Source organism: Nonomuraea helvata (assembly GCF_039535785.1).
Classification (GTDB): domain Bacteria; phylum Actinomycetota; class Actinomycetes; order Streptosporangiales; family Streptosporangiaceae; genus Nonomuraea; species Nonomuraea helvata.
In genome coordinates this window covers 3,087,691-3,107,699 of sequence record NZ_BAAAXV010000001.1, presented here as the reverse complement: position 1 = coordinate 3,107,699, position 20,009 = coordinate 3,087,691, and the positions used below count along the sequence as shown (strand labels likewise).

At 71.5% G+C, this 20,009-nt stretch carries 24 protein-coding genes; 10 read left to right on the top strand and 14 right to left on the bottom strand.

Going from position 1 to position 20,009, the window contains the following annotated elements; genetic code table 11:
- Positions 1–33: 33 nt before the first annotated feature.
- Positions 34–816 carry an SDR family NAD(P)-dependent oxidoreductase gene (locus tag ABD830_RS14420; RefSeq protein ID WP_344987292.1) on the bottom strand — a complete coding sequence of 261 codons (783 nt, stop codon included), beginning with the start codon at positions 814–816 and terminating at the stop codon, positions 34–36.
- A gap of 145 nt (positions 817–961) precedes the next feature.
- Between ABD830_RS14420 and ABD830_RS14415 the strand changes: the two genes are divergently transcribed.
- Positions 962–2,515, top strand: a complete 1,554-nt coding sequence (locus ABD830_RS14415) for a DUF4434 domain-containing protein (protein ID WP_344987290.1) — start codon at positions 962–964, stop codon at positions 2,513–2,515.
- On the opposite strand, the gene ABD830_RS14410 is transcribed toward ABD830_RS14415, so the two are convergent.
- A complete protein-coding gene (locus tag ABD830_RS14410; protein WP_344987288.1) occupies positions 2,512–3,393 on the bottom strand; it encodes an arginase family protein in 882 nt (293 codons plus the stop codon). The two genes, ABD830_RS14415 and ABD830_RS14410, sit on opposite strands and share 4 nt — an antisense overlap.
- A 28-nt stretch (positions 3,394–3,421) precedes the next feature.
- Between ABD830_RS14410 and ABD830_RS14405 the strand changes: the two genes are divergently transcribed.
- The 3 genes from ABD830_RS14405 (at position 3,422) to ABD830_RS14395 (ending at position 5,513) form a co-directional block, all read left to right on the top strand.
- Positions 3,422–3,982: a CGNR zinc finger domain-containing protein gene (locus ABD830_RS14405; protein ID WP_344987287.1), complete on the top strand. Its 561-nt coding sequence runs from the start codon at positions 3,422–3,424 to the stop codon at positions 3,980–3,982.
- 110 nt (positions 3,983–4,092) lie between these two features.
- Positions 4,093–4,389: a hypothetical protein gene (locus ABD830_RS14400; RefSeq protein ID WP_344987285.1), complete on the top strand. Its 297-nt coding sequence runs from the start codon at positions 4,093–4,095 to the stop codon at positions 4,387–4,389.
- Entirely contained in the window at positions 4,389–5,513 is a 1,125-nt protein-coding gene (locus tag ABD830_RS14395; RefSeq protein WP_344987283.1) for a DUF6745 domain-containing protein, read from the top strand. Before ABD830_RS14400 ends, ABD830_RS14395 begins: the two co-directional genes overlap by 1 nt.
- Here ABD830_RS14395 and ABD830_RS14390 read toward each other — a convergent pair.
- From ABD830_RS14390 to ABD830_RS14360, 7 genes are all read right to left on the bottom strand, one after another.
- Positions 5,489–6,346 (bottom strand): STM4011 family radical SAM protein, encoded by an 858-nt coding sequence (locus tag ABD830_RS14390; protein ID WP_344987281.1) that lies wholly within the window; start codon positions 6,344–6,346, stop codon positions 5,489–5,491. The genes ABD830_RS14395 and ABD830_RS14390 overlap by 25 nt on opposite strands.
- Positions 6,340–7,635: an STM4012 family radical SAM protein gene (locus ABD830_RS14385; RefSeq protein ID WP_344987278.1), complete on the bottom strand. Its 1,296-nt coding sequence runs from the start codon at positions 7,633–7,635 to the stop codon at positions 6,340–6,342. The genes ABD830_RS14390 and ABD830_RS14385 overlap by 7 nt, the downstream gene beginning before the upstream one ends.
- On the bottom strand, positions 7,622–8,413 hold the full coding sequence (locus tag ABD830_RS14380; protein WP_344987679.1) for an STM4013/SEN3800 family hydrolase: 792 nt from the start codon (positions 8,411–8,413) through the stop codon (positions 7,622–7,624). Before ABD830_RS14380 ends, ABD830_RS14385 begins: the two co-directional genes overlap by 14 nt.
- Positions 8,414–8,424: 11 nt before the next feature.
- Positions 8,425–9,474 carry an STM4014 family protein gene (locus ABD830_RS14375; protein ID WP_344987276.1) on the bottom strand — a complete coding sequence of 350 codons (1,050 nt, stop codon included), beginning with the start codon at positions 9,472–9,474 and terminating at the stop codon, positions 8,425–8,427.
- Positions 9,467–10,411 carry an STM4015 family protein gene (locus ABD830_RS14370; RefSeq protein ID WP_344987275.1) on the bottom strand — a complete coding sequence of 315 codons (945 nt, stop codon included), beginning with the start codon at positions 10,409–10,411 and terminating at the stop codon, positions 9,467–9,469. Before ABD830_RS14370 ends, ABD830_RS14375 begins: the two co-directional genes overlap by 8 nt.
- Positions 10,411–11,379, bottom strand: a complete 969-nt coding sequence (locus tag ABD830_RS14365) for an STM4015 family protein (RefSeq protein WP_344987274.1) — start codon at positions 11,377–11,379, stop codon at positions 10,411–10,413. The genes ABD830_RS14370 and ABD830_RS14365 overlap by 1 nt, the downstream gene beginning before the upstream one ends.
- An 81-nt stretch (positions 11,380–11,460) precedes the next feature.
- Entirely contained in the window at positions 11,461–12,270 is an 810-nt protein-coding gene (locus tag ABD830_RS14360; RefSeq protein ID WP_344987272.1) for an alpha/beta fold hydrolase, read from the bottom strand.
- 82 nt (positions 12,271–12,352) lie between these two features.
- On the opposite strand from ABD830_RS14360, the gene ABD830_RS14355 reads away from it, so the two are divergent.
- Positions 12,353–13,012, top strand: a complete 660-nt coding sequence (locus ABD830_RS14355) for a TetR/AcrR family transcriptional regulator C-terminal domain-containing protein (RefSeq protein WP_344987271.1) — start codon at positions 12,353–12,355, stop codon at positions 13,010–13,012.
- Positions 13,013–13,282: 270 nt separating this feature from the next.
- Complete coding sequence (locus ABD830_RS14350; RefSeq protein WP_344987270.1) at positions 13,283–14,074, top strand: NAD-dependent epimerase/dehydratase family protein; 792 nt, start codon at positions 13,283–13,285, stop codon at positions 14,072–14,074.
- A gap of 89 nt (positions 14,075–14,163) precedes the next feature.
- On the opposite strand, the gene ABD830_RS14345 is transcribed toward ABD830_RS14350, so the two are convergent.
- The 4 genes from ABD830_RS14345 to ABD830_RS14330 all read right to left on the bottom strand — a co-directional run bounded on the left by ABD830_RS14345 (position 14,164) and on the right by ABD830_RS14330 (position 16,299).
- Positions 14,164–15,129, bottom strand: coding sequence for a serine hydrolase domain-containing protein (locus tag ABD830_RS14345; RefSeq protein ID WP_344987268.1), 966 nt, complete (start codon positions 15,127–15,129; stop codon positions 14,164–14,166).
- 80 nt (positions 15,130–15,209) lie between these two features.
- A complete protein-coding gene (locus tag ABD830_RS14340; RefSeq protein ID WP_344987267.1) occupies positions 15,210–15,335 on the bottom strand; it encodes a hypothetical protein in 126 nt (41 codons plus the stop codon).
- Positions 15,336–15,393: 58 nt separating this feature from the next.
- A complete protein-coding gene (locus ABD830_RS14335) occupies positions 15,394–15,567 on the bottom strand; it encodes a hypothetical protein (protein ID WP_344987265.1) in 174 nt (57 codons plus the stop codon).
- Between the two features lie 114 nt (positions 15,568–15,681).
- Positions 15,682–16,299, bottom strand: a complete 618-nt coding sequence (locus tag ABD830_RS14330; RefSeq protein ID WP_344987264.1) for a TetR/AcrR family transcriptional regulator — start codon at positions 16,297–16,299, stop codon at positions 15,682–15,684.
- 65 nt (positions 16,300–16,364) lie between these two features.
- Here ABD830_RS14330 and ABD830_RS14325 point away from each other — a divergent pair, with 65 nt between their 5' ends.
- The 3 genes from ABD830_RS14325 to ABD830_RS14315 are packed head-to-tail and all read left to right on the top strand — an operon-like array spanning position 16,365 to position 18,309.
- Positions 16,365–16,502: a hypothetical protein gene (locus tag ABD830_RS14325; RefSeq protein ID WP_344987263.1), complete on the top strand. Its 138-nt coding sequence runs from the start codon at positions 16,365–16,367 to the stop codon at positions 16,500–16,502.
- 18 nt (positions 16,503–16,520) lie between these two features.
- Entirely contained in the window at positions 16,521–17,756 is a 1,236-nt protein-coding gene (locus ABD830_RS14320; RefSeq protein WP_344987262.1) for an FAD-dependent monooxygenase, read from the top strand.
- A gap of 34 nt (positions 17,757–17,790) precedes the next feature.
- Positions 17,791–18,309 (top strand): DoxX family protein, encoded by a 519-nt coding sequence (locus tag ABD830_RS14315; RefSeq protein WP_344987261.1) that lies wholly within the window; start codon positions 17,791–17,793, stop codon positions 18,307–18,309.
- 390 nt (positions 18,310–18,699) lie between these two features.
- On the opposite strand, the gene ABD830_RS14310 is transcribed toward ABD830_RS14315, so the two are convergent.
- On the bottom strand, positions 18,700–19,290 hold the full coding sequence (locus tag ABD830_RS14310; protein ID WP_344987260.1) for an NADPH-dependent FMN reductase: 591 nt from the start codon (positions 19,288–19,290) through the stop codon (positions 18,700–18,702).
- An 85-nt stretch (positions 19,291–19,375) separates the two neighbouring features.
- On the opposite strand from ABD830_RS14310, the gene ABD830_RS14305 reads away from it, so the two are divergent.
- Positions 19,376–19,870, top strand: a complete 495-nt coding sequence (locus tag ABD830_RS14305) for a MarR family winged helix-turn-helix transcriptional regulator (protein WP_344987259.1) — start codon at positions 19,376–19,378, stop codon at positions 19,868–19,870.
- Positions 19,871–20,009 lie beyond the last annotated feature (139 nt).

Below are 20,009 nucleotides of genomic sequence, written 5' to 3'. Positions count from 1 at the left end.
CATCACCCGATCGGGGGAGCCGCCGGCTCTCCTTCAGGGGAGGATGGAGTCCACATACCCGCCGTCGACCCGCACCGCGGCGCCCGTGGTCGCGGAGGCGAAGGGCGAGCTGAGGTAGACGACCATGTTCGCGATCTCCTCGGGCTCGATCAGGCGCTGCAACAGCGACTGCGAACGGTGCTGGATCATGAACGCCCGCTGCGCCTCCTCCCACGGCAGGTCCTTGCCCATGAGGTCGTACACGAACTTCTCCACGCCCCCGGTGTGCGTCGGCCCCGCGATCACAGAGTTGACCGTCACCCCGCTGCCCGCCGCCTCCTTGGCGAACCCCCTGGACACGGCCAGCAGCGCGGTCTTCGTCATGCCGTAATGGATCATCTCGATGGGGATGGCCACGGCGGAGTCGCTGGCGATGTACTGGATCCGGCCCCAGTCGCGCTCGATCATGCCGGGCAGGTAGGCACGCGTGAGCCGGACCGCGGCCAGCACGTTGACCTCGAAGTAGCGCCGCCACTCGTCGTCGGTGATCTCGAGCGCGGGCGTGGCGCCGAAGATGCCCAGGTTGTTGACGAGGATGTCCACCTGGGGCAGCGCGCGCAGCACCGCCGCGCAGCCCTCTTCCGTGGTCACGTCGCCGGGCGCCGGGATCAGGTCGCCGACCTCTATCTGCTCGACGGCCATCGCGACGGAGCTCTCGCTGCGGCCGTTGATCCCGACGTGGGCCCCCGCGAGCGCCAGCCCTTCGGCGATGGCCGCCCCGATGCCCTGAGTCGACCCGGTGACCAGCGCGGTCCTGCCGCTGAGATCGATACGCACGATGTCTACGCCTCCCGTCTACCCCCTGCCCGCCATTCTCCGTGGTCGGTGCGCGGAGGCTCGCGTCGGGGGTGGCGCTCGGCCCGCGTGTCTCGTGGACCCGCGGACTCCTGCGTAGGCTGGTGGTGGCGTGGAAGGGGCGTGGGTGCACCGGATCATCCTGTGGCTGGTCGTGGCGGCCGCCTTCATGGCGAGCCTGGTCGTGCCCGACAGTCCCGAGGTCCAGGCGTGCCAGTCGCGTGACACCCGCGTCGTCGCCCCGTACGCCGTCACCGGCTACTGGGTCATGCCCCGGGCCGATCCATGCGTGACGCGGCGCATGGTCGAGGCGATCCACGCGATCGGCGGCGACACGCTGATCACGTTCGGCCCGAGGTTCAGCGCCGGCGAGGACCCCGAGTTCGCCGACTGCCTCGTGGACGGGCGGCCGTGCGCCGAGGTCCCCGGCGTCCGCCGGGTCTACACCTACGTGACCAGCGAGGAGTTCGGGAAAGGGCTGCTGCGGTGCCCGGGGCTGGACCGGCGGATCGAGAGCCGGGGCCGGATCTTCTACCGGGTCTCGCTGGCCGCGTCCTGCCAGGACCCCGTACAGGATCTCGTGCTCGTCTCCACGGACGGCGACGGGCTCGGCAACCTGATGGCCGAGGCGGCCGCGTACGGGATGACGGTCTTCCCGGGGCTGCCCGCCGCGCCGCAGCTCGCGGGCAAGCCGTGGGAGCCCGACTCCGCGCACACCGCCGCGCTGACCGCCTTCACCACGCGGGTGCTCGCCGACTACCGGGAGCGGTTCGGGAGGTCTTCCGCGTTCGGCGGGGTCTACCAGTCGTTCGAGCTGGCCATGCGGACGCGGGCGGCCCAGGATCCGATCATCGCGCTGTACGCGGCCCAGCACGCGGCCGTCGCCGCCGCCTTGCCCAGGAAGAAGATCCTGGTCAGCCCGTACATCGACGCCCGGAGGGGGCGCGGGTTCCCGCCCGGGCAGGTGGCGGCGGGGTTCGCGGCCATCGCCGCGACCCGGGCGGGAGCGCCCATGGCCGTCGCCGTGCAGGACGGGCGTGGGACGGGCAAGGTGCCCGTCTACGGGGTCAACGAGGCGGAGGCCAAGGTGGCGCCGCGCCTCATGCCGGTCGTCGGGGACGTGAGCAACACGCAGGCGTACTACGGGGCCACCCGCGACTACATCGAGGCGGCGGCGCGGCGGGTGCCGCCCGGGGTGGAGCTGTGGGTGAACGTCGAGGGGTTCGAGCCGACGCCGGTGGACGGGGAGTGCGGGAGGGTCGAGCCGCTGCCGTTGCGCGGGCGGACCACGAAGAGCCGGATCGACCAGCAGGTGATGGCGGCCGGGACATTCGCCGGAAAAATCATCTCTTACGGCTGGGATCCCTTCTTCACCTGCCAGGCCCGCTACGACACGCCCTCGCTGGCCGACGACATCGTGAACGGGTGGCAGCAGCCGATCATCGTCGGCGCTTCTCGCAAGGAGATGAACGGGCGGCCCGGCATCCTCGTCGAGGGCTACAACCTGCGCGGCGGCACGCTCCGCTTCGACCCGCAGGGGGTGGTGGTCAAGCAGGAGCGGTACGGGAAGGGGCGGCTGGAGTCGGCGTGGGCCCCGTACGTCCCCTCGGGCCCCTGGACCTCGATCACGGCCACGAACGACGCCGGCCGGTCCAGCTCCACCGGCTACGTGATCCGTTAGCTCAGCGCCGACACGAGGATGTCGGCGAGCTGGGCGGCCTGGCTGCCGTCCTCGTCCAGGTCGGGATCGAAGATCGTCACCTCCAGCCCGGCGGCCCCCGGCAGGCTTACCAGCCCGCCGAGCAGCTCCGCGAATTGCGCGGCGCCGAGCCCGCCCGGCGTGGGGGAGTCGACAGCGGACACGACGGACGGGTCGAGCACGTCGGCGTCCACGTGGATCCAGAACCCGTCGAGCTCGTCACGGACGAGCACCTTCCGCGCGTCGTCGAGGGAGATGTCGCTGCCGGGGACGTAGGCGATGCCGGCGTCGGCGAAGTCGCCAAGATCCTCCTCGTCCCGCACGCCCAGAACGATCACGTCCTCGTCCCTGACGTACGGCCGCAGCCCGTCGATGTCCGCCAGGTAGTCGTCACCGCGCCCGGTGGCCAGGGCCAGGTCCTCCCCGGCCGCCGCCCCGACATGGGGGGAGTTGCCGAGGTGCCGGAAGTCGGAGTGCGCGTCCAGGTACGCCACCCCGTACCGGCCGCTCCTGCGCAGGGCGAGCGCGGGCCCGAGCAGGATCGAGCAGTCGCCGCCGAGCAGGACGGGGAAGCCGCCCTCCCCTCTGATCGCGCTCACCCGGTCGGCCAGCCTGCGGGCGTAGGCGGCGATGGCGGGCCCGTTGCGCACCCCGCTTCCCGGCGTCCACGTGGCCACGTAACGGGGCGGGACGAGCGCGCCCGCGTCGGCCGCGCCGAGCCGCTGGACGAGGCCGGCGTTCCGCAGCGCCCACGGTGCTTTGTAACAGCCGGGGACGGTGTCGGGGGCGGGTGGGCGCAGGCCGAGATTGGAGGGTGCGTCGAGGATGACCAGATCTCTGTCAGGGGTTATTGTGTTCATAGTCGTGACGGTAACAGGGGGGTGGCGGATGCGCCAGTTCGTCGAGACGGGGCTCGTGGCGCTCGATCTCGCCAACACGTGGGACGAGTACCTGGCGGAGCCCGAGCGCCTGCCGGACGTGGCGGCCTTGCGCCAGTTCTGCCACGAGCTGGGGGAGGGCGCCGGCCCCGGTGATGACGAGCTAGGGGAGGGCGCCGGCCCCGGCGATGACGACCTGCGGGCGGTGCGTGCCATGCGGGAACGGTTGCGCGCCGTGCTGGCCTGCGAGCCGCCCGACCGGACCCGCGCTCTGGCGCGATGGGCCGGCGAGCTGCCGATACGGGTCGTCGTGGAAGGGGTGGGCGGCATGCCGCGGCAACGGCTCGCCGCGCCTGAAGGGGTCACCCTGGCCGAACGGCTCGCCGTGCGATCCGTCGTCGAGCTGCTGGACATCGCCGCCTCAGGCGACTGGGAACGGCTGCGGCTCTGCGCGGCCGGCCCGTGCAAGGACGCGTTCGTGGATCGCAGCCGTCCGGGCCGGCGCCAGTTCTGCTCGACCCGCTGCGCCAACCGCGCCCACGCCGCCGCCTCCCGAGCCCGCCACCGCTGACGCTTCCGGACGGCGCTTGCCGTGCCACGGCGGTGAAACCACCGGCCCCCGGGAATTGTCGGTCGCGGCCGATAGCTTCCGATCATCCCCCCGATGATGGAGGTTGGTCGATGTACCGACAGGGCGACATCCTGATCATGCCCGTGCCGGAGGAGTCCGCGCCGCGCACGCTGCGGCCCGAGCCGCGTGACGCTCGCGGGCGGCTGATCCTGGCCCATGGCGAGGCCACCGGCCACTGCCACGCGATCCCCGGCCCCGGCACGCTCTCCGGTGGCTTCCTGCACCTGCCCGAAGGCGGGCGGCTCGTGCACGAGGAGCACGCCGCGATCTCGCTGCCGAAGGGCTGGTACCGCGTGATCCGGCAGCGCGAGTACGTGCCGGGCTCCCACCGGGTGGTGGCTGACTGATGGCGACCCTGACGTGGGAGCGGGTGGCCATGGCCACCGGGCCGGGCGAGGACCCGGAGGCCGCCGTCCGGCAGGCGTACCGCGAGACGGGGCTGGCCGAGCCCGACAATGTCCTCGTGCTGCCCTCGCCGGCGGCCGGAGCCGTCGCGGCGGCCTGGCTGACGGGCGGCGACACAGTGCGGCGGGCACTGGAGGAGGCGGGCCTCGGAGCCTCGCCGGAGCCGGATGACCAGGGCGCGGCTGCCTCGCAGGAGTCGCGTGACCAGGGCGCGGCCGCGTTGCGCCGGTCGGTGGGCGCGGCGCTCAGGTCGTGGGAGGCGCTCGGGGATCCCGGGCGGTCGGTGCGAGACGCGGTCCGCACGGTGCCGTGGGAGCGGGCCAGGTCGGCGGCCTATGCCGAGCTCGGCCCCGTCGGCTGGGCGGCGCTGTGGGACGAGACCGGCGGGCGGCTCTGGCCGCAGGTCAACCGGCTGGTCAACGACATCCGCCGGGAGATCGCCGAGCTCGGCGGCGAGGAGCTGCGGCAGGCGACTCTCGACGCGGTGCTGGGGCAGCACGACGCCCCCTGGCTGTCGGCGTTCGAGGGGCTCGACGGGCTCAAGCGGACGGCCGAGCGCGCGGGCTGGTGGTGGCCGTTCGAGCGGCTGGCGATCATCACCGAGCGGCCCGTCGAGCTGCACCTCGATGACCTGGGGCGGCTGCACCGGGCCGACGGCCCGGCCATGTCCTACTCCGACGGCTTCACCCTGCACGCCTGGCACGGCATGCCCGTCCCCGCCGATTTCGGGGCCGCGATGAGCGACCTCACCGTCGAGCGGATCCGCGAAGAGGCGAACGCGGAGCTGCGCCGGGCCATGCTGGAGCACTTCGGCCTCGACCGCTACCTGGCCGAGTCGGGGGCCAAGCCGGTGCACTCCGACGAGACGGGTGTCCTGTGGCGGGTCGAGCTGCCTGACGACGAGCCGCTGGCCATGGTGGAGGTCGTCAACTCCACGCCCGAGCCCGACGGCACCAGCCGGACCTACTTCCTGCGGGTGCCGCCGTGGGTGCGGCGGGCGCGGGAGGGGGTCGCGTGGACGTTCGGAGTCGCCGAAGAGGACTACCGCCCCGAGCGCGAGACGTGAGCTGAGGGCCAGGCCGCGGGGATGCGTTCCAGGATGCCGCCGGCGAAGACGTCGTAGAGACCGAGCGGTTCGAGGTGGACATAGCCGATGTGGCAGTCGCAGGCCGTGGCGGGGCAGCTGCGGGGGCGCAGCGCCGCCCGGTAGGAGCCGTCGTACAGGTTGCCCAGCACCTCCGGGACGAAGTGGCAGCGGCGCACCGTGCCGTCGCCGTTCACCGAGATCACGCTGTCGCCCGTGCGGCACGGCGCCCCGGCGCTCCGGTGCGGGAGGCGGCTGACGTGGAAGAGCGGGTCGATCGCCGACCATTCGGCCGCCTCATCGTCGGTGTAGAGGCGCCCCTCCTCGGCGTTGACCCATAGGTACGTCTCCGCGGGCAGATCCGACCTCAGCCGCCGCGCGTCCGGCAGGTGCGCGGGATCGCCGACGATGCCGACGCTGTGGCGCACCGGCAGTGAGCGGATCTTGCCGAGGAAGCGGTCGTAGGCGACCTGCGTCGGGTGGTACGTCACCCACAGCGCGGCCCGGTCCGACGCTTCGGCGAGCCAGTCGGTGCGGCAGCTCAGGTTCGTCTGGATGGCGACCTTGGTGACGTTGGGCAGCCAGGAGAGCTCCACGAGGGCCTGGCGGTACCACGACCTGACCAGGCCCTCACCCCACGGCGTGAACAGGATCGACACCTCGAACGGCTGCTCGCCCACCCAGCCCGCGAACCGCGACAGCGCCTCCCGGTCCGCCCGCAGCTGCTCGGGGGTGTCGCGCCGCTTGGCGAACGGGCAGTACGCGCAGTCGTAGTCGCAGCTCGCCAGGGGCCCGCGATAGAGGATGGTCAGCATGCCGCGTACTCCTCCATGAGCCGTTTGACCTCCGGTGAGAACAGCGCGGGCCCGATCGCGTCGGAATAGGCCAGCCCCTCCGCCGTGAGCCGGATCGTCGCCGGGTCCGCCAGCAGCCAGTCACCGAACTCGTCCAGGGCGAAGTCGGCCAACACGTCGGTGCCGAACAGGTCCGCGTAGAGCCGCCGCGAGAGCCCTTCCCCCTGGAGCAGCGACTGGATGAGGTGCCGCCGCTTGCGCTCCTCGAGCGACAGCGGGAAGCCCACGTTGGCCACGTCGAACTCGTCCCGCCGCACGTAGTCGTCGATGATCGAGCGCACGTGCCGGGCTCCGACGGCGTACTCGAACGAGTAGTGCAGCTCGCTCGTGTACGACCGCGCCCCGCACCCCAGCCCGACCATCCCGTCGGTCTGGCAGCAGTACTCCGTGGACGAACCCGTGCCCGGCAGCCGGAACATCCGCATCGAAACCTGCTCGTACCCGGCGGCCAGCAGGCGCTCGCGCCCCACCCAGTACAGCTCGAGCCGCTGGTCGTCCCACGCCCGCCCCTGTTTGCCGAGGCCCGTCAGCGGCCGGACGTAGAGCGGGTACAGGTACAGCTCCTCAGGCCGCCACCCGAGCGCGGTGTCCAGCGAGTACAGCCACGACTGCGGCGTCTGCCCGTCAATGCCGTAGATCAGGTCGATGTTGAGCACCGGCACCCCCGAGGCCCTGATCGCGTCGAGTGCCGCGTCCACCTCCGCGCGCTTCTGCGGGCGTACGGCGGAGCGGGCCTCGGCGTCGACGAAGCTCTGCACGCCGATCGAGACCCGGGACGCGCCACGCTCGGCCAGGACGGACAGGCGGTCGGGCGTGGCGGTGGCGGGGGAGGTCTCCACCGACAGCGGGATCCGGGCGAGATCCACCCCCATCGTCCGCTCCGTCAGGTCGAACAGCCGGGTCAGCTCGCGTGCGTCGAGGTACGTCGGCGTCCCGCCACCGAACGCGGCCGTGGCGAACCCGGCCGTGGCGAACCCGGCCGTGGCGAACCCGGTCTCCTCCAGCGCGTCCCGCACCTGGAGTGCCTGCCGCTCCAGGGCGTCCAGGTAGGCCGTGACCAGCTCCTCCGGGGCGCCGGTGCGGGTGAAGAGGTTGCAGAAGCCGCAGCGCATCTCGCAGAACGGGATGTGCACGTACAGCGCTCCCGGCCGTTCTCCGGCCCAGACCTCCTTCAGCCGCGGTCGCGGATCGAGCGGCCGATAGGCGGTCTTGTGCGGATAGGCGTAGACGTAACCCTCATAGGGCCGCATGACTCTCCAGAACGAACTCGGTGTACGGAACCGTCCAGACCACCTCGTGGCCGATCCGGTGGCCGACGTGGCCGCCCTCGCCGTACGCCGTGCCGTGGTCGGAGCAGACGATCACCAGGCAGGGCCGGCGGCGGCGCATCAGTGAGTAGAGGCGGCCGATGTGCCGGTCGACGTACCGCAGCGCCGCCGCGTGACTCTCCAGTGAGTCGCCGGCGGCTCCCGGCAGGAAGAAATGGTTCGGCTGGTGCAGGGCCGACACGTTGACGAACAGGAAGACCGGTTGGCGCCGGTCGCGCAGCACCTCTTCGGCGCGGTCGATCTGACGCTCCAGCGACGACGGGCTGGTCACGCCGAACTCCGGCTCCCAGTGGCTCTCGGCGAACAGGCCCGGCAGCACGGACCCGAGCGGGGTCAGCTTGTTGAAGAACCCCACGCCACCGACGCACACCGTGTGGTAGCCGGCGCGCGCGAGCCCGGTGGGCAGGTCGGGCGCGTCGAACACCCAGGTGTGCTCCGCCGTGGTCTCACTGCCGGGGAACGTGGCCGCGAACAGCCGGGCATGCGGCCCGGGGGCCACGGGAGTGGGCAGGAAGCCGGCGAACATGGCGGCATGGGCGGCGTACGTGAAGCTGCCCGGGCTGTGCCGCCGCTCCCAGGACACGCCGGGCGGCAGGAGGTTCGGCAGCGACCCCGCCTCTTCGAGCGCGACCGCGACGTCGTAGCGGAGCGTGTCGAGCGTGACGAGGAGGATGTCGTGGCTGCCCACGATCTCGTTCATGTCGAACGTGCTCACCGCGCCCCCGCCAGGACCGCCCGGACCTGCTCGGCATACGTGTCCCGCCCGTTCCCCGCAAGGTCCCCCAACCCGGGCAGCAGATCCCCGAACGCGTTCACCTCGGCCACCGCCACCGACCGCCAATCCGCCCCGACCATGACGTCCACGCCCGTACTGAGGCTCCCGGGGAAGCAGGCCGCCGCCTGCGAGCAGGCCTCCAGCACCCGCTCCCACAGGTCCGCCCGTGACCGCACCGCGTCCAGATCGCCCCGCGACCCGCCGAGGTGCAGGTTCGTCATCGGGCTGCGGCCGGCCCGCAGCACCGCGTGGGTCGGAACCCCGGCCACCGTCACCACCCGCAGGTCGAACGGCCTCCCCCCGGTGGACGCCTTGGGAAACCACTGCTCGACGTGGAGCCCGTCATGGGCGAGGAAGTCCACGATCCGCCGTACCTCGCCGGAGGACGTGTACGTACGGACCCGCAGCGAGTTGCAGAGCACACCCTCGACCCAGGCCGCCGACGTGACGGCCTGCACCCGATCGCCGTGCGTCTGGAAGGCGATCACGCCGGACGCCGACGAGCCGTGCGCGGGCTTGACGAACACCCGGGACCAGCCCCGGCGCGCCATCTCCGCCCGCAGGCCGTCGTACGAGGTGGCCTCGAACGCGGGCGGCACCGGCACCCCCGCCCCGGCCAGCACGGCGTGGCAGCGCCGCTTGTCGAACATCACCGAGATCTCCTCGACGTCGCCGAGCAGCCGCGCCCCCGGGATGGCGGCCACCCGCGAAAGCCCCGCCCTGAACGCCGCGTACCAGGCCGCCCCGCCGCCGACGCGCGCGGGATCGCCCGGCCCGCGCAGCAGCGCGTCGGCCTCGCCGTCCTCGCCCGGCGAGTCCACCCGCAGCAGCGCACCCTCGGGCGCACCGATCTCCCGCCCGGCCAGCACGTCCCGCCACGAGATCACGTGCGGCTCGGCCAGCCCGGCGGCGACCGCGGCGTCGCGGAACATCGTCACCCGCCGATCCCCAGGTGTTCCCACCACGGCGAACCGCACATCACTCACTTACGGCCACATACGTCTCGTCCGGGCTGGACAGGTCGATGTCGACGCCGGGCAGTGCCGCGGTGAGACGGGCTCTCATCGCGGCGCTGATGCCGTGATAGGAGAGGTCCAGGCGTCGCAGGTGGGTGAGCGGCTGGCCGCTGAGCAGCGCCTCCACCCCGGCGTCGGTGATGCCGCCCATCGCCAGGCTCAGCGTCTCGAGCCTGGCAACGACGGGCGCGGCCGCCACAGCGGCGGCGAGGTCGTCCTGGATCTCGCTGTTCTGCAGGCCCAGATGGCGCAGCCGGGGCAACCGCCCGCCGCCCAGGATCCCGGCGACGTCGCCGACCGTGGCGTCACCGCCGTACATGCCGACCCCGAACCACAGGTCGAGGTGCTCCAGCGCGGGCAGCTCGCACGCGCCGACCCCGCGGACCGCCTCTCCCGGCAGCCCTCCCGTCTCGAACCGCAGCACCTTCAGCGACTCGTGCCGCACGGGGGAGAGCCGCAGCCCGGAGCCGCCGCGCACCTCCAGCCGCTCCAGCTTCGGGTACGCCTCCAGCAGCGGCGCGATGTCCGACTGCTGGATCCAGGAGATCTCGCAGTCCTCCGGCGACATCGCGCCCAGGAAGAGCGAGCGCAGCCCGGGCAGCCGGCCGGCCTCGTCGGCCAGGCGCTGGACGATGTGACTGCTGTCGTCTTCGTAGGAGTCCTCCCACCCGCCGATCACGATGGCCGTGACCTTCGCGGTGTCGACGTGCTCGAAGAACCAGTCGAAGCTCTCGGCGATGAGGTCGGGAAGGTCGTCGTCGAAGGTGCTGGCGTTGAGCCGCCAGGCCGCGGATCCGGCCGCGGGCGGCTCCCCGTCCTCCTGCCACGGCACCTCGGCCACCGGCAGGCCGGCGTAGCGCTGATCGTAGCGCTCATATTGGCTGGGCTGCTCGTCGAACTCCCGCATCACTCATCCACCGCCACGTAACGCCACGTCTCGCCGTCGTCCTCGTCGACCTCGGCCTCCTCCTGCTCGGACACGTCCACCCGAACCCCGGGCAGGGCCTCGGTCACCCGCCGCATCATCGCCTCGGACAGGTAGTGGTGGTGCAGGTCGAGCGCGCGCAGGTGAGTGAGCGGCTGGCCGCTGAGCAGCGCCTCCGCCCCGGCGTCGGTGAGCACGCCCATCGACAGGCTCAGCGTCTCGAGCCTGGCCACGATCGGCGCGGTGGCCACGGCGGCGGCGAGGTCGTCCTGGATCTCGCTGTCCTGCAGCCCCAAGTGACGCAGCACGGGCAGCCGCTCGCCCCGGAGGATGGGGCCGACGTCGGAGACGCCGCTGTCGCCGCCGTACTCGGGGACGCCCAGCCAGAGCTCCAGATGCTCCAGCGCGGGCAGGTCGCTCGCGGCGACCCCGCGGACCACCTCTCCCGGCAGCCCTCCGGTCTCGAACCGCAGCACCTTCAGCGACTCGTGCCGCACGGGGGAGAGCCGCAGCCCGGAGCCGCCGCGCACCTCCAGCCGCTCCAGCTTCGGGTACGCCTCCAGCAGCGGCGTGATGTCGGACTGCTGGATCCAGGAGATCTCGGCCTCCTCCGAGTCGATCGCGCCGAAGAAGAGCGAGCGCAGCTGGGGCAGCCGGCCGGCCTCGTCGGCCAGCCGGCGGACGATGGGCGCGCTGCTCTCGGTGTAGCAGTTTTCCCACTCGCCGATCACGATGGCCGTGACCTTCGCGGTGTCGACGTGCTCGAAGAACCAGTCGAGGTGCTCGGCGATGCGGCCGCCGTCCCAGCTGTGGGCGCTGAGCCGCCACGCCACGGACCCGGCCTCGGGCTGCGGCCCGTTCTTCTCGTCCCAGGGGACCTCGGCTGTGGGCAGGCCGGCGTAGCCCTCCTCGTAGCGGTCCCAGGGGCTCGGGTAGTCGTCGTCGGTCACGGATGATCCTCGTGTCGGGGGGTTGACGCGTCCTGTCCTACCAGACCCAGACGACACTTCCGTCACCCAGAGCCCCGCTGTTCACACGAGCGTGTCGGCGAACGTCTCTATGATGCGGGCGACCGTCTTCGGGGCTTTGAGGTCGGCGCCGTGGTCCCGCTTGCGCATCACCACACGTTCGGGACGGCGTTCGGGACGGCTGAGAACGCGCTCGATGGCGTCCAGCGGCGCCGTCTGCTGCGGCGTGCTGCGGTCGCCGCTGAGCAGCAAGGTGGGGGTGGTGACCCGGGAGTAGGCGTCAAGGCGGACGCCCAGCCGATCCATGGCCTCGAGGTCGTCGATCTGGCACGACGCCAGCCTGCGGTAGCGCGGGACGAGAGCGGTGAGCGCGCCTGCCGCCCATGCCTGCCAGCCTGGCAGGCCGATGGTCCGACGGAAGAAGATCGCCATTGCCTTGCCCGGCCTGCCGGCGGCGCACGCGGCCCGTGCCTGTGTGACGACCTCGCCGTCCTGGCCGGCCCATGCCGTGCCGATCACGGAGGCGGGTTCGAAGAGCACCGCGCCGGTGAAGGCCGAGGGCGCCGCCGCCAGCGCTTCCAGGGCGACCACCCCGCCGGAGGAGTGGCCGTAAATGATCAACGGTCGGCCGACCTGGCGGGCGATCGCCAGGATGTCGTCGACCTCCTGGGCCACCGAACACGGTGTGCCGTCGGTCTTGAGGTCCGGCCGGTACTGACGGCGGTGGAGGCGTAGGACGCGGAACCGCCTGGCGAGGATCGAGGCGAGCTTCTTGGTCCGCGTCCCGTCGTCCAGCCCGGGGCCGACGATCAGGATGGCCGGCCCGCGCCCCTGGTCGTAGACATGGATGTCAGTTCCGTCGGCTGAGAGCACGGTGTCCTCACCTTCTCCTTAGCACTGCTAAGCCGCCCTTAGCAGTGCTAAGGATGGCTTAGCGCTGCTAAGGTGTCAACCGATGTGCGCAGCCACCCGGCCTGGCCTGACCAGGCAGACGTTGATCGAGACAGCGCTGCGGCTCCTGGACGAGGTCGGGCTGGAAGGCCTGACGGTGCGCCGGCTGGCTGCCGATCTCGGTGTCCAGTCACCGGCGCTGTACTGGCACATCCGCAGCAAACAGGAGCTGCTGGACGGCATGGCGGACGCGATCATCGTGGCCGCCGGCCTGGGTCCGCCTCATCCCGGCGAGGCATGGCAGGACTGGCTGGCCCGCCGTGCCCGCGCTTTCCGGCAGTCGCTGCTCGCGCACCGCGACGGCGCCCGCATCGTCGCCGATGCCGCCTGGCTCAGCCCCGCGACGGTCAGGACGTTCAACGACGAGCTGACCGCCATGGTGGACCGCGGCTTCACCCCCGTGCTGGCGCTGCGCACCATCACCGCCATCTCCCAGTACGTCACCGGATTCGTCCTCCAGGAGCAGGCCCGGCCGGGCAGGCAGGCCGAGCAGCCTTCGGACCCACTCGCCGCACTGAGCGGCCTGCTGGACGGCGACACCTCCGCCCCTTTGCTGGTGGCGATCCGCGACGGTGCCAGGACGACCGGCGACGACGCCTTCGAACACGGCCTACGGGTCCTCATCGACGGGACCATCGCCGCCCTCACCGCGCAGGCCACCTGATGGCTTGACGAACTTGCCGCCCACGTCGTTCAGGCGCGGTGCAGGGGTTGCCTGACATAGGTGACGGGGACGGAGGAAATGGGTTCCTCGGGTGCGATGTCCGTCCGGCGGCGGGCGATCGCGCGCACATAGCCGAGGTGGCGTCCGCCCGGTGAGTAAAGCCCTCGGCCGGTACGAGCCCACCGCCTCGCGGTCCTTGAACCTGAACCTCCTGCCTGATTGCACCTTGCGACAGCAGAAGTGTCGGTGGTCGCTGGCACACTCTGGCCCATGACAGTGGAGACGGTGGTCCTTACCGGTGCGGCAGGGCGAGTGGGATCCGCGCTGCGCGAGCCGTTGCGGCGTCGGCTGCGCCGGCTGATCTCGGTCGATCGCGCACCGCTGGTCGCCGCAGGACCCGACGAGGAGGTCCGCCAGGTCGAGCTGGCCGGCATCGAGGACGTGGCGTCCGTCATCGAGGGCGCCGACGCGGTCGTGCACCTGTCCGGCGTGCCCGACGAGGCGCCGCTCGCCCTCCTCCTGGACGCCAACGTCCTGGGCGCCCACCATGTGCTGGAGGCCGCACGGCGCACGGGAGTCAAGCGCGTGGTGCTGGCCAGCAGCAATCGGCTGACCGGCTGCTACCCGGCCGCGCAGCCGGTCTCGGCCGAGCTGCCGCCCCGTCCCGACGGGCTGTACGGCGTGAGCAAGGTCGCCGTGGAGGCCCTGGGCCGGCTGTATGCGGACAAGTTCGGCCTGCAGGTGGTGTGCCTGCGCATCGGCAGCCTGGAGCCGGAGCCGAGCGAGCCGCGGCACCTGGCCACCTGGCTGAGCCCGGACGACTGCGCCGGTTTCGTCTGGGCCGCGTTGACCCAGCCCGGCATCACTTTCACCGCCGCGTACGCGGTCTCGGCCAATACCCGCCGGTTCTGGGAGCTGGACGACCGGCTCGGCTACCGTCCCCACGATGACGCCGAGGCCTATGTGGACCGGATCCCTGGAGCGGCAGGTTACTTCGCCGGTGACCAGCTTCAGGGCGGTGACTACGCCGGCGCCGACTACACCCTCCGGCACGCTTTCTGACCAGCGCTCGATCGCCGCTTGGTGCCTCTTGTGCGCCGTACGGTGGCGGCGTTTCGGACAAGCATGACCGATGACGATCCGCCGGCCGACTACGGTTTGGTCATCTCATCGAGAAGGCTGTCGAGGAGCGGGACCCGGCGTTCGGTGTGGTCGTCGATCGCGATGAGAGCCACGCTCAGGTCCAGGTCGGGCACTCGTGCGTGCAGGGCACGCAGGCCTGTCCAGCCTCCTCCGTGCCGATAGACGCGGTACCCGGCGTGTGACCGGACGCCGATGCCCCAGGCGTAGTCGATCGGCGTTCCGTCATCGAGGCGTCCTGGGGTCTGGATGAGCCCCGAGATGCCGAGTTCATCGGCGTTGAGTGCCTGGCCCCAGCGCAGCAGATCGCTGAGAGTCGTCCATACCCCTCCGTCACCCAGGGACAGCGGGGCAGGACGAAGACGGGCAAGCGGCGCGGCGCCCGGCGGCGTGGGGTCGGGCCCGGGCCAGTAGCGGGTGTCTGCCATCGCCAGCGGGACGAAGAGGTGGCGCCGGGCGAAGTCGGGCAGCGGCATCTCCGCCGCTCGTTCCACCACCGCGGCCAGGCACACGTATCCGGCGTTGGAATAGAGATGTTCGGTGCTCGGCCGGCGGTCCAGGGCCGGGAACCGGGTGAGTGCCTCGATGATGCCTGGGGTGGTCCGGTCGGCGTCGCCGGCGAGGACGGCATCGATCGTGGAGTCGGCGGGCAGGGCCGCCGTGTGATGGACGAGGTGCCGGAGCCGGACGGTGCCGGCCCACGCCGGTAGCTGGGGCAGCCAGTGTGACAGGGGCGACTCCATGTCCAGCGCGCCACGTCGGGCGAGCAGCGCCGCGCAGGCCGCGGTCATCTGCTTCGACAGCGACGCCGCGTACGCGAGCGTCGTGGCGGTCACTGGCTCACTGGCGGATGTCATCCCCTGGGCCAGGAGGACGGGCGGCGCGTCGCGTTGCCGCATCCCGACCGCGATCGGTTCGTCGCTGCGGTAGCCGGCTTCGGCGACAAGGGCTGTCATGCGTTGGTGCAGCTGGGACACGAGATCATCCTTCCAGTGCCTCGGCCGTCGCCATTGCCGTGAATTCGGCGCAGCGCTGCGAGCCTGGCGCTCAGTTGCGATCAAGAACGGGCCGTCCCGCCGGGGGCGAGCAGCAGCGTGGTGTGCAGCGCCCGCCTCGATTCCTCCTGCGTCATGCGTCCGGAGCCGGTCTCCTCGCTCGCGGCGTGGGCGAGCTTGATGGCCACCGTGGCCAGTCGGGCGGGAGCCGGTCATCGAACTCGCCGGCCCGCTGCCCGGGGCGGATCACCGTACCCGCAGCTCGCTGATCGGCTCGTGACGCTCCCGGTCGGCCCGCGGGCCGGCGGGCAGCGATCCGGCCAGGCGTGCCAGCCGCTGCTGGTAGCCGACGGGCACGCCCTCGCTGACGGCGGTCCAAGCCGGCTGCCAGCGGAGCGGGATCCGGCTGACCAAGCGCACGATCGAGCGCCACGGCTCCGGGTCGCGGACCCGGCCTCACCCACACCGGCAACACCTGGACTCTCACGCCACCACCGCATATGCCGCGGACGGCCATCTCCCCGGCCAAGATCTTCAGGACAGTCCTGAGCGATCGGCCTCGCCGCCGCAGAGGCGCAGTGTGCTTTCCAGGCATAGCGTCTCTGCCTCGTGGGTGGTGAGGCGCCCAGTTGCGAGTTGCGCCGCGGCCGTGTGCTGGAGCCCGAGGATGGCGGCGGCGAGCCAGGCCGCGGGGAGTGACGGGTCGAAGTCGCCCGTGTGCTGGCCTCGGTGGATGAGCCGTTCGAGCCGCGGAGGCACGGTGTCATGAGGGTCGCTGTGGGGCCGCGGGATCCGGGCCGCGGTGGCGTTCAGCAGGAGGGGATAGCGGCCGAGGAACCGCCAGCCGGCGCTGAGGAACCGGGCCAGCGCGTCGGCGGGCGGGGCGGTGTCGAGGTCTGCGTCGTCCAGCAGGGCGGCGTATTCGGCGGCCGCGGCCTCGACGAGCGCGGCGACCAGGGCGTCGCGTGAAGGGAAGTGCGCGTAGACGGTCTGGCGAGTGACGCCGGCCGTGGCGGCGATGTCTTCCATGCTCGCGCCGGGCCGCTCGCCGAGCACGATGCGGGCCGCGTTGAGGATGGCGTCGATGCTGCGCCGGGCGTCGGACCGGCGCCGGACCGTCGTGGGCGCGGTGGTGTCGTGCGAGTCGGCCATTCCAAGAATGGTACGCGTCCAGCCGTAAGCTTGACAGCCTGTAAGAGATAGTTAAGTCTTACGGCATGTCAAAGAAAGGCTTGAGCGGAGATCATCCGGCGATCGGGGTGCGCGGCCTGGTCAAGGTCTACGGAGAGAGCTGGGTGCCGGGGTGGCACCCCCTCCTGGCCTGCACCGCGATCCACGCCGTACGGGTGGACTGAATGACAAGGAGGGCTGCCATGCGGATTCTCATCTCCGGCGCCAGCGTCGCCGGTCCGGTGCTGGCGTACTGGCTCACCAGGCACGGCTTCTCCGTCACCGTCGTCGAGCGCGCGCCGGCCCTGCGCAAGACCGGCGGCCACGCGGTCGACCTGTTCCGGCCCGCGATGGACATCTCGGAGAAGATGGGCGTCCTCCCGCGCGTCGAGGAGCGGGCCACCGGCACGAAACGGATGACCCTCTGCCGGGAGGGCGCGCGGCGTCCCGTCCGGGTGGACCTCTCCAAGATCTTCAGCGCCACCTCCGACCGGCACGTCGAGATCATGCGCGACGACCTGAGCGAGATCTGCTACGACGCCGCGTGCGACGACGTCGAGTACGTCTTCGGCGACTCGATCACCGAGATCTCGCCCGACGGCCAGGTGCGGTTCGAGAACGCCGCGCCGCGCCGCTTCGACCTCGTCGTCGGCGCGGACGGGCTGCACTCCAACGTGCGCCGCCTCGTCTTCGGCGAGGAGTCCCGCTTCAGCGCCTTCGCCGGGGCCTACCTCGGGGTGCTCACCGTGCCCAACACCTCCGGCCTCGACCGTGAGCTCCTCATCCACGTGGGCGTCGGCCGCACGGCCGGCGTGTACGGCGCGCGGCACCTCGGCGACGCGCGGGCGTTGTTCCTGTTCCGGAGCGAGCGCGAGCTGGACTACCACCACCGCGACGTGCCCCGGCAGAAGGAGCTGCTGCGCGGCGCGTTCGACGGCCTGCACGCCGACGTGGACCGCTGGCTGGCCGAGCTCGAGCGCACCCCGGCGTTCTACTTCGACTCGATCACCCAGCTCCGCATGGACACCTGGTCGCGGGGGAGGGTGACGCTCGTCGGCGACGCGGGCTACTGCCCCGGCCCGGCCGTCGGCGGCAGCACCACCCTGGCCGTCGTCGGCGCGTACGTCCTGGCCGGGGAGCTGGCGCGGGCGGGCGGCGACCACGAGCGCGCCTTCCCCGCCTACGAGCGCGCGATGGCCGAGCACGTGCGCGGCAGCCGCGCGGTCGCGCTCAGCGCGGCGAAGACCCTGATCCCCACGTCCCGTCTCGGCGTCTCGGGGCTGGCCCAGGGCGCCCGCCTGATCTCCGCCCTGCCCGCGGGGCCCAGCCGCGCCCTCCTCCGCCTCACCACCAAGAGCGGACGCCTGTACAACTCCATGACCGTCGACGACTACCCGCCGTCGCCCGCCGCATCAGGAGGCCGGGTCGGCGCCCGCTGACAAATGGATAGTGCAACCACCCAAGGGAGGACAAGTGTTCCCGTTCGTCATCATTCCGATCGGTTTATTGATCTTCCGGCTGCTCGGGGCGGCCGGCGTGCGGCGATTCTCCACCCTGCCGGCCAGCGCGGCGCACGCCATGGCGATCATGCTCATGATCACGGCAAGCACGCACTTCGTCCCGGCCGGCGTCTCGGCGATGCCGAACCACGGAGACCTCGTCGCGATGATGCCGCCCTTCGTCCCGTTTCCCAGCCTGATGGTCTATGCGACCGGCGTACTGGAACTGCTCGGCGCTCTCGGCCTGGTCATGACATCGACACGCCGCCTATCGGGGATCGCGCTCGCGATCTTCTTCGTACTGGTGCTTCCGGCCAATATCTACGCCGCCGTCGCCGACATCCCCTTCGCCGGTGAAGAAGCCACCCCGCTGTGGCTCCGGCTGCCCGAGCAACTGGTTTACATCGCCGTGGCCCTCTGGGCCGCAAGATCAGCCGACGTCAGGGCTGATGAGAAGTCAGGGCTGACGGAAAGAGGGGCGCCGAAGCACTGAGCGTTCTGCGACGCGAGGTGCAGCGGACCCATCTCACCCAACCGTTGACCGCGTACACCCGCGGTCGCGGCTCACAGGCCCAAGCGGCTCGCAAGACTCACGCGGAGGGAACGGCAGATAGTCGTTCTCCTCGGCAGCCCTTACGAGTGCACTCGATGAGAGCCCTGATCCGGGGCGCATTTCGGCGTCGGGTGAGATCATCATCGCCCAGCCGAACACCGGCTCCGGCGCGACGACCCCGGAGGCGGCCTCGGGTGGGGTGAGGGTCCGCAGCCTCCTCGGTGTGCCGATCTGGCGTCGGTGGATGGCCGGCAAGCGGGCGAGGAACGCCACGACGTGGCGCGGGACGTCGAGCGTGACAACATGAGCGATGAGCGTGAAGCCGCTGCATCAGCGGGCGATCGCGGGCGCCTCCGACTTGGCCTCGCGTACGCCGCGCAGCGCGCCGGACCAGGCGATGACCTGGTCGAGCATGCCGCAGACCGCGACGTCGAGGCCCTCCGCCGGAACGAAGGCGCCGGTCGAGAACGCGGGGATCAACGGGACGGCGGGCTGTGCGCGGACCGTTGCCACCTGGAGCTCGGCGAGCACGAGCCGCAGCGCCTCGGCGGCCCGGACGCCCGCGGCCCATCCGCCGTAACTGACGATGCCGGCGGCCTTGTCGTTCCACTCCCGGTAGATGTAGTCCAGCGCGTTCTTGAGCGCGCCGGGAAAGGAGTGGTTGTACTCCGGGGTGAGGAACACGAAGCCGTCGAACCCGTCGATCAGCGCGGACCAGTCGCGGGTGTGCGGGTGCTCGTACTGCTGGTGCGTCGGATTGCCGCCCTCGTCCAGGTTGTCGAGCCCGTGGTGGGCGAGATCGATCAGCTCGTAGTCGGCGCCGCCGTGGGCGCGCGCCGTGTCGAGCACCCAGGAGGCGATCTGCTCGCCCCGGCGGCCGGGTCGGGTGCTTCCGAGGATGATGCCGATGCGGAGTGCCATGATGTCCTTTCGAAGGAGTTGTCGCGTCAACTCTAACCACAGTCGAGTTGACGCGACAACTCCCTCGCCCGGTATGATTCCCGCCATGGCGGAGACCCGTGCGCTCGAACCCGATGAGTGGGAGCTCTGGGACAGCTGGATGCGCGCGCAGCGCCTGCTCGCCCGGGAGCTCGAGCGTGGTCTGCAGCGCGACTGCGGCATCTCGAAGGCCGAGTTCAGCGTGCTGGTGACCCTGTGGCAGGCACCCGGCCGCGAGATGCGCGTCGGCGAGCTCTCCGAGTCGCTCGACTGGGAGAAGAGCCGCGTGTCGCACCAGCTGACGCGCATGGAGAACCGCGGCTTCGTGGAGCGGACCCCGTACGGGGCCGACGGTCGCCGCGCGGGGATCGGGCTGACCGACAAAGGTCGCCGCGCTGCGCAGAGCGCCATCCTCGTGCACGGCTGCAACATCCGCCGTTATTTCCTCGACCCGCTCACACCCCAGCAGGCTGCGGATCTCCGGGCCTGGAGCGGGCAGATGATCGACCGTATCGAGCCGCGCTGCAGCGAGACCACAGACAGACCCGACGCCGCCCAGTAGGGCTCCGTCAGGTCTGTCTGCCGGGCCTTTCAGCAGTTCGTGAACCAGCCGACGTGAGATGCGCTGCCCCTGCGGCGGCGCAGGCGACCGGGGTCTTGTCGATCCGCTCAAGCCTCTGCGTCTGGCCTGAAATCCTGCC

What these genes read in the sequence shown, in the direction of transcription:
- ABD830_RS14305 (WP_344987259.1), top strand. Translation starts at nt 19,376, where the DNA reads ATGGCGGAGACCCGTGCGCTCGAACCCGATGAGTGGGAGCTCTGGGAC.
- ABD830_RS14370 (WP_344987275.1), bottom strand. Translation starts at nt 10,411, where the DNA reads ATGCGGGAGTTCGACGAGCAGCCCAGCCAATATGAGCGCTACGATCAG.
- ABD830_RS14395 (WP_344987283.1), top strand. Translation starts at nt 4,389, where the DNA reads ATGGCGACCCTGACGTGGGAGCGGGTGGCCATGGCCACCGGGCCGGGC.
- ABD830_RS14310 (WP_344987260.1), bottom strand. Translation starts at nt 19,290, where the DNA reads ATGGCACTCCGCATCGGCATCATCCTCGGAAGCACCCGACCCGGCCGC.
- ABD830_RS14325 (WP_344987263.1), top strand. Translation starts at nt 16,365, where the DNA reads ATGTCAAAGAAAGGCTTGAGCGGAGATCATCCGGCGATCGGGGTGCGC.
- ABD830_RS14400 (WP_344987285.1), top strand. Translation starts at nt 4,093, where the DNA reads ATGTACCGACAGGGCGACATCCTGATCATGCCCGTGCCGGAGGAGTCC.
- ABD830_RS14350 (WP_344987270.1), top strand. Translation starts at nt 13,283, where the DNA reads ATGACAGTGGAGACGGTGGTCCTTACCGGTGCGGCAGGGCGAGTGGGA.
- ABD830_RS14330 (WP_344987264.1), bottom strand. Translation starts at nt 16,299, where the DNA reads ATGGCCGACTCGCACGACACCACCGCGCCCACGACGGTCCGGCGCCGG.
- ABD830_RS14390 (WP_344987281.1), bottom strand. Translation starts at nt 6,346, where the DNA reads ATGCTGACCATCCTCTATCGCGGGCCCCTGGCGAGCTGCGACTACGAC.
- ABD830_RS14355 (WP_344987271.1), top strand. Translation starts at nt 12,353, where the DNA reads ATGTGCGCAGCCACCCGGCCTGGCCTGACCAGGCAGACGTTGATCGAG.
- ABD830_RS14385 (WP_344987278.1), bottom strand. Translation starts at nt 7,635, where the DNA reads ATGCGGCCCTATGAGGGTTACGTCTACGCCTATCCGCACAAGACCGCC.
- ABD830_RS14320 (WP_344987262.1), top strand. Translation starts at nt 16,521, where the DNA reads ATGCGGATTCTCATCTCCGGCGCCAGCGTCGCCGGTCCGGTGCTGGCG.
- ABD830_RS14410 (WP_344987288.1), bottom strand. Translation starts at nt 3,393, where the DNA reads ATGAACACAATAACCCCTGACAGAGATCTGGTCATCCTCGACGCACCC.
- ABD830_RS14405 (WP_344987287.1), top strand. Translation starts at nt 3,422, where the DNA reads ATGCGCCAGTTCGTCGAGACGGGGCTCGTGGCGCTCGATCTCGCCAAC.
- ABD830_RS14380 (WP_344987679.1), bottom strand. Translation starts at nt 8,413, where the DNA reads ATGAACGAGATCGTGGGCAGCCACGACATCCTCCTCGTCACGCTCGAC.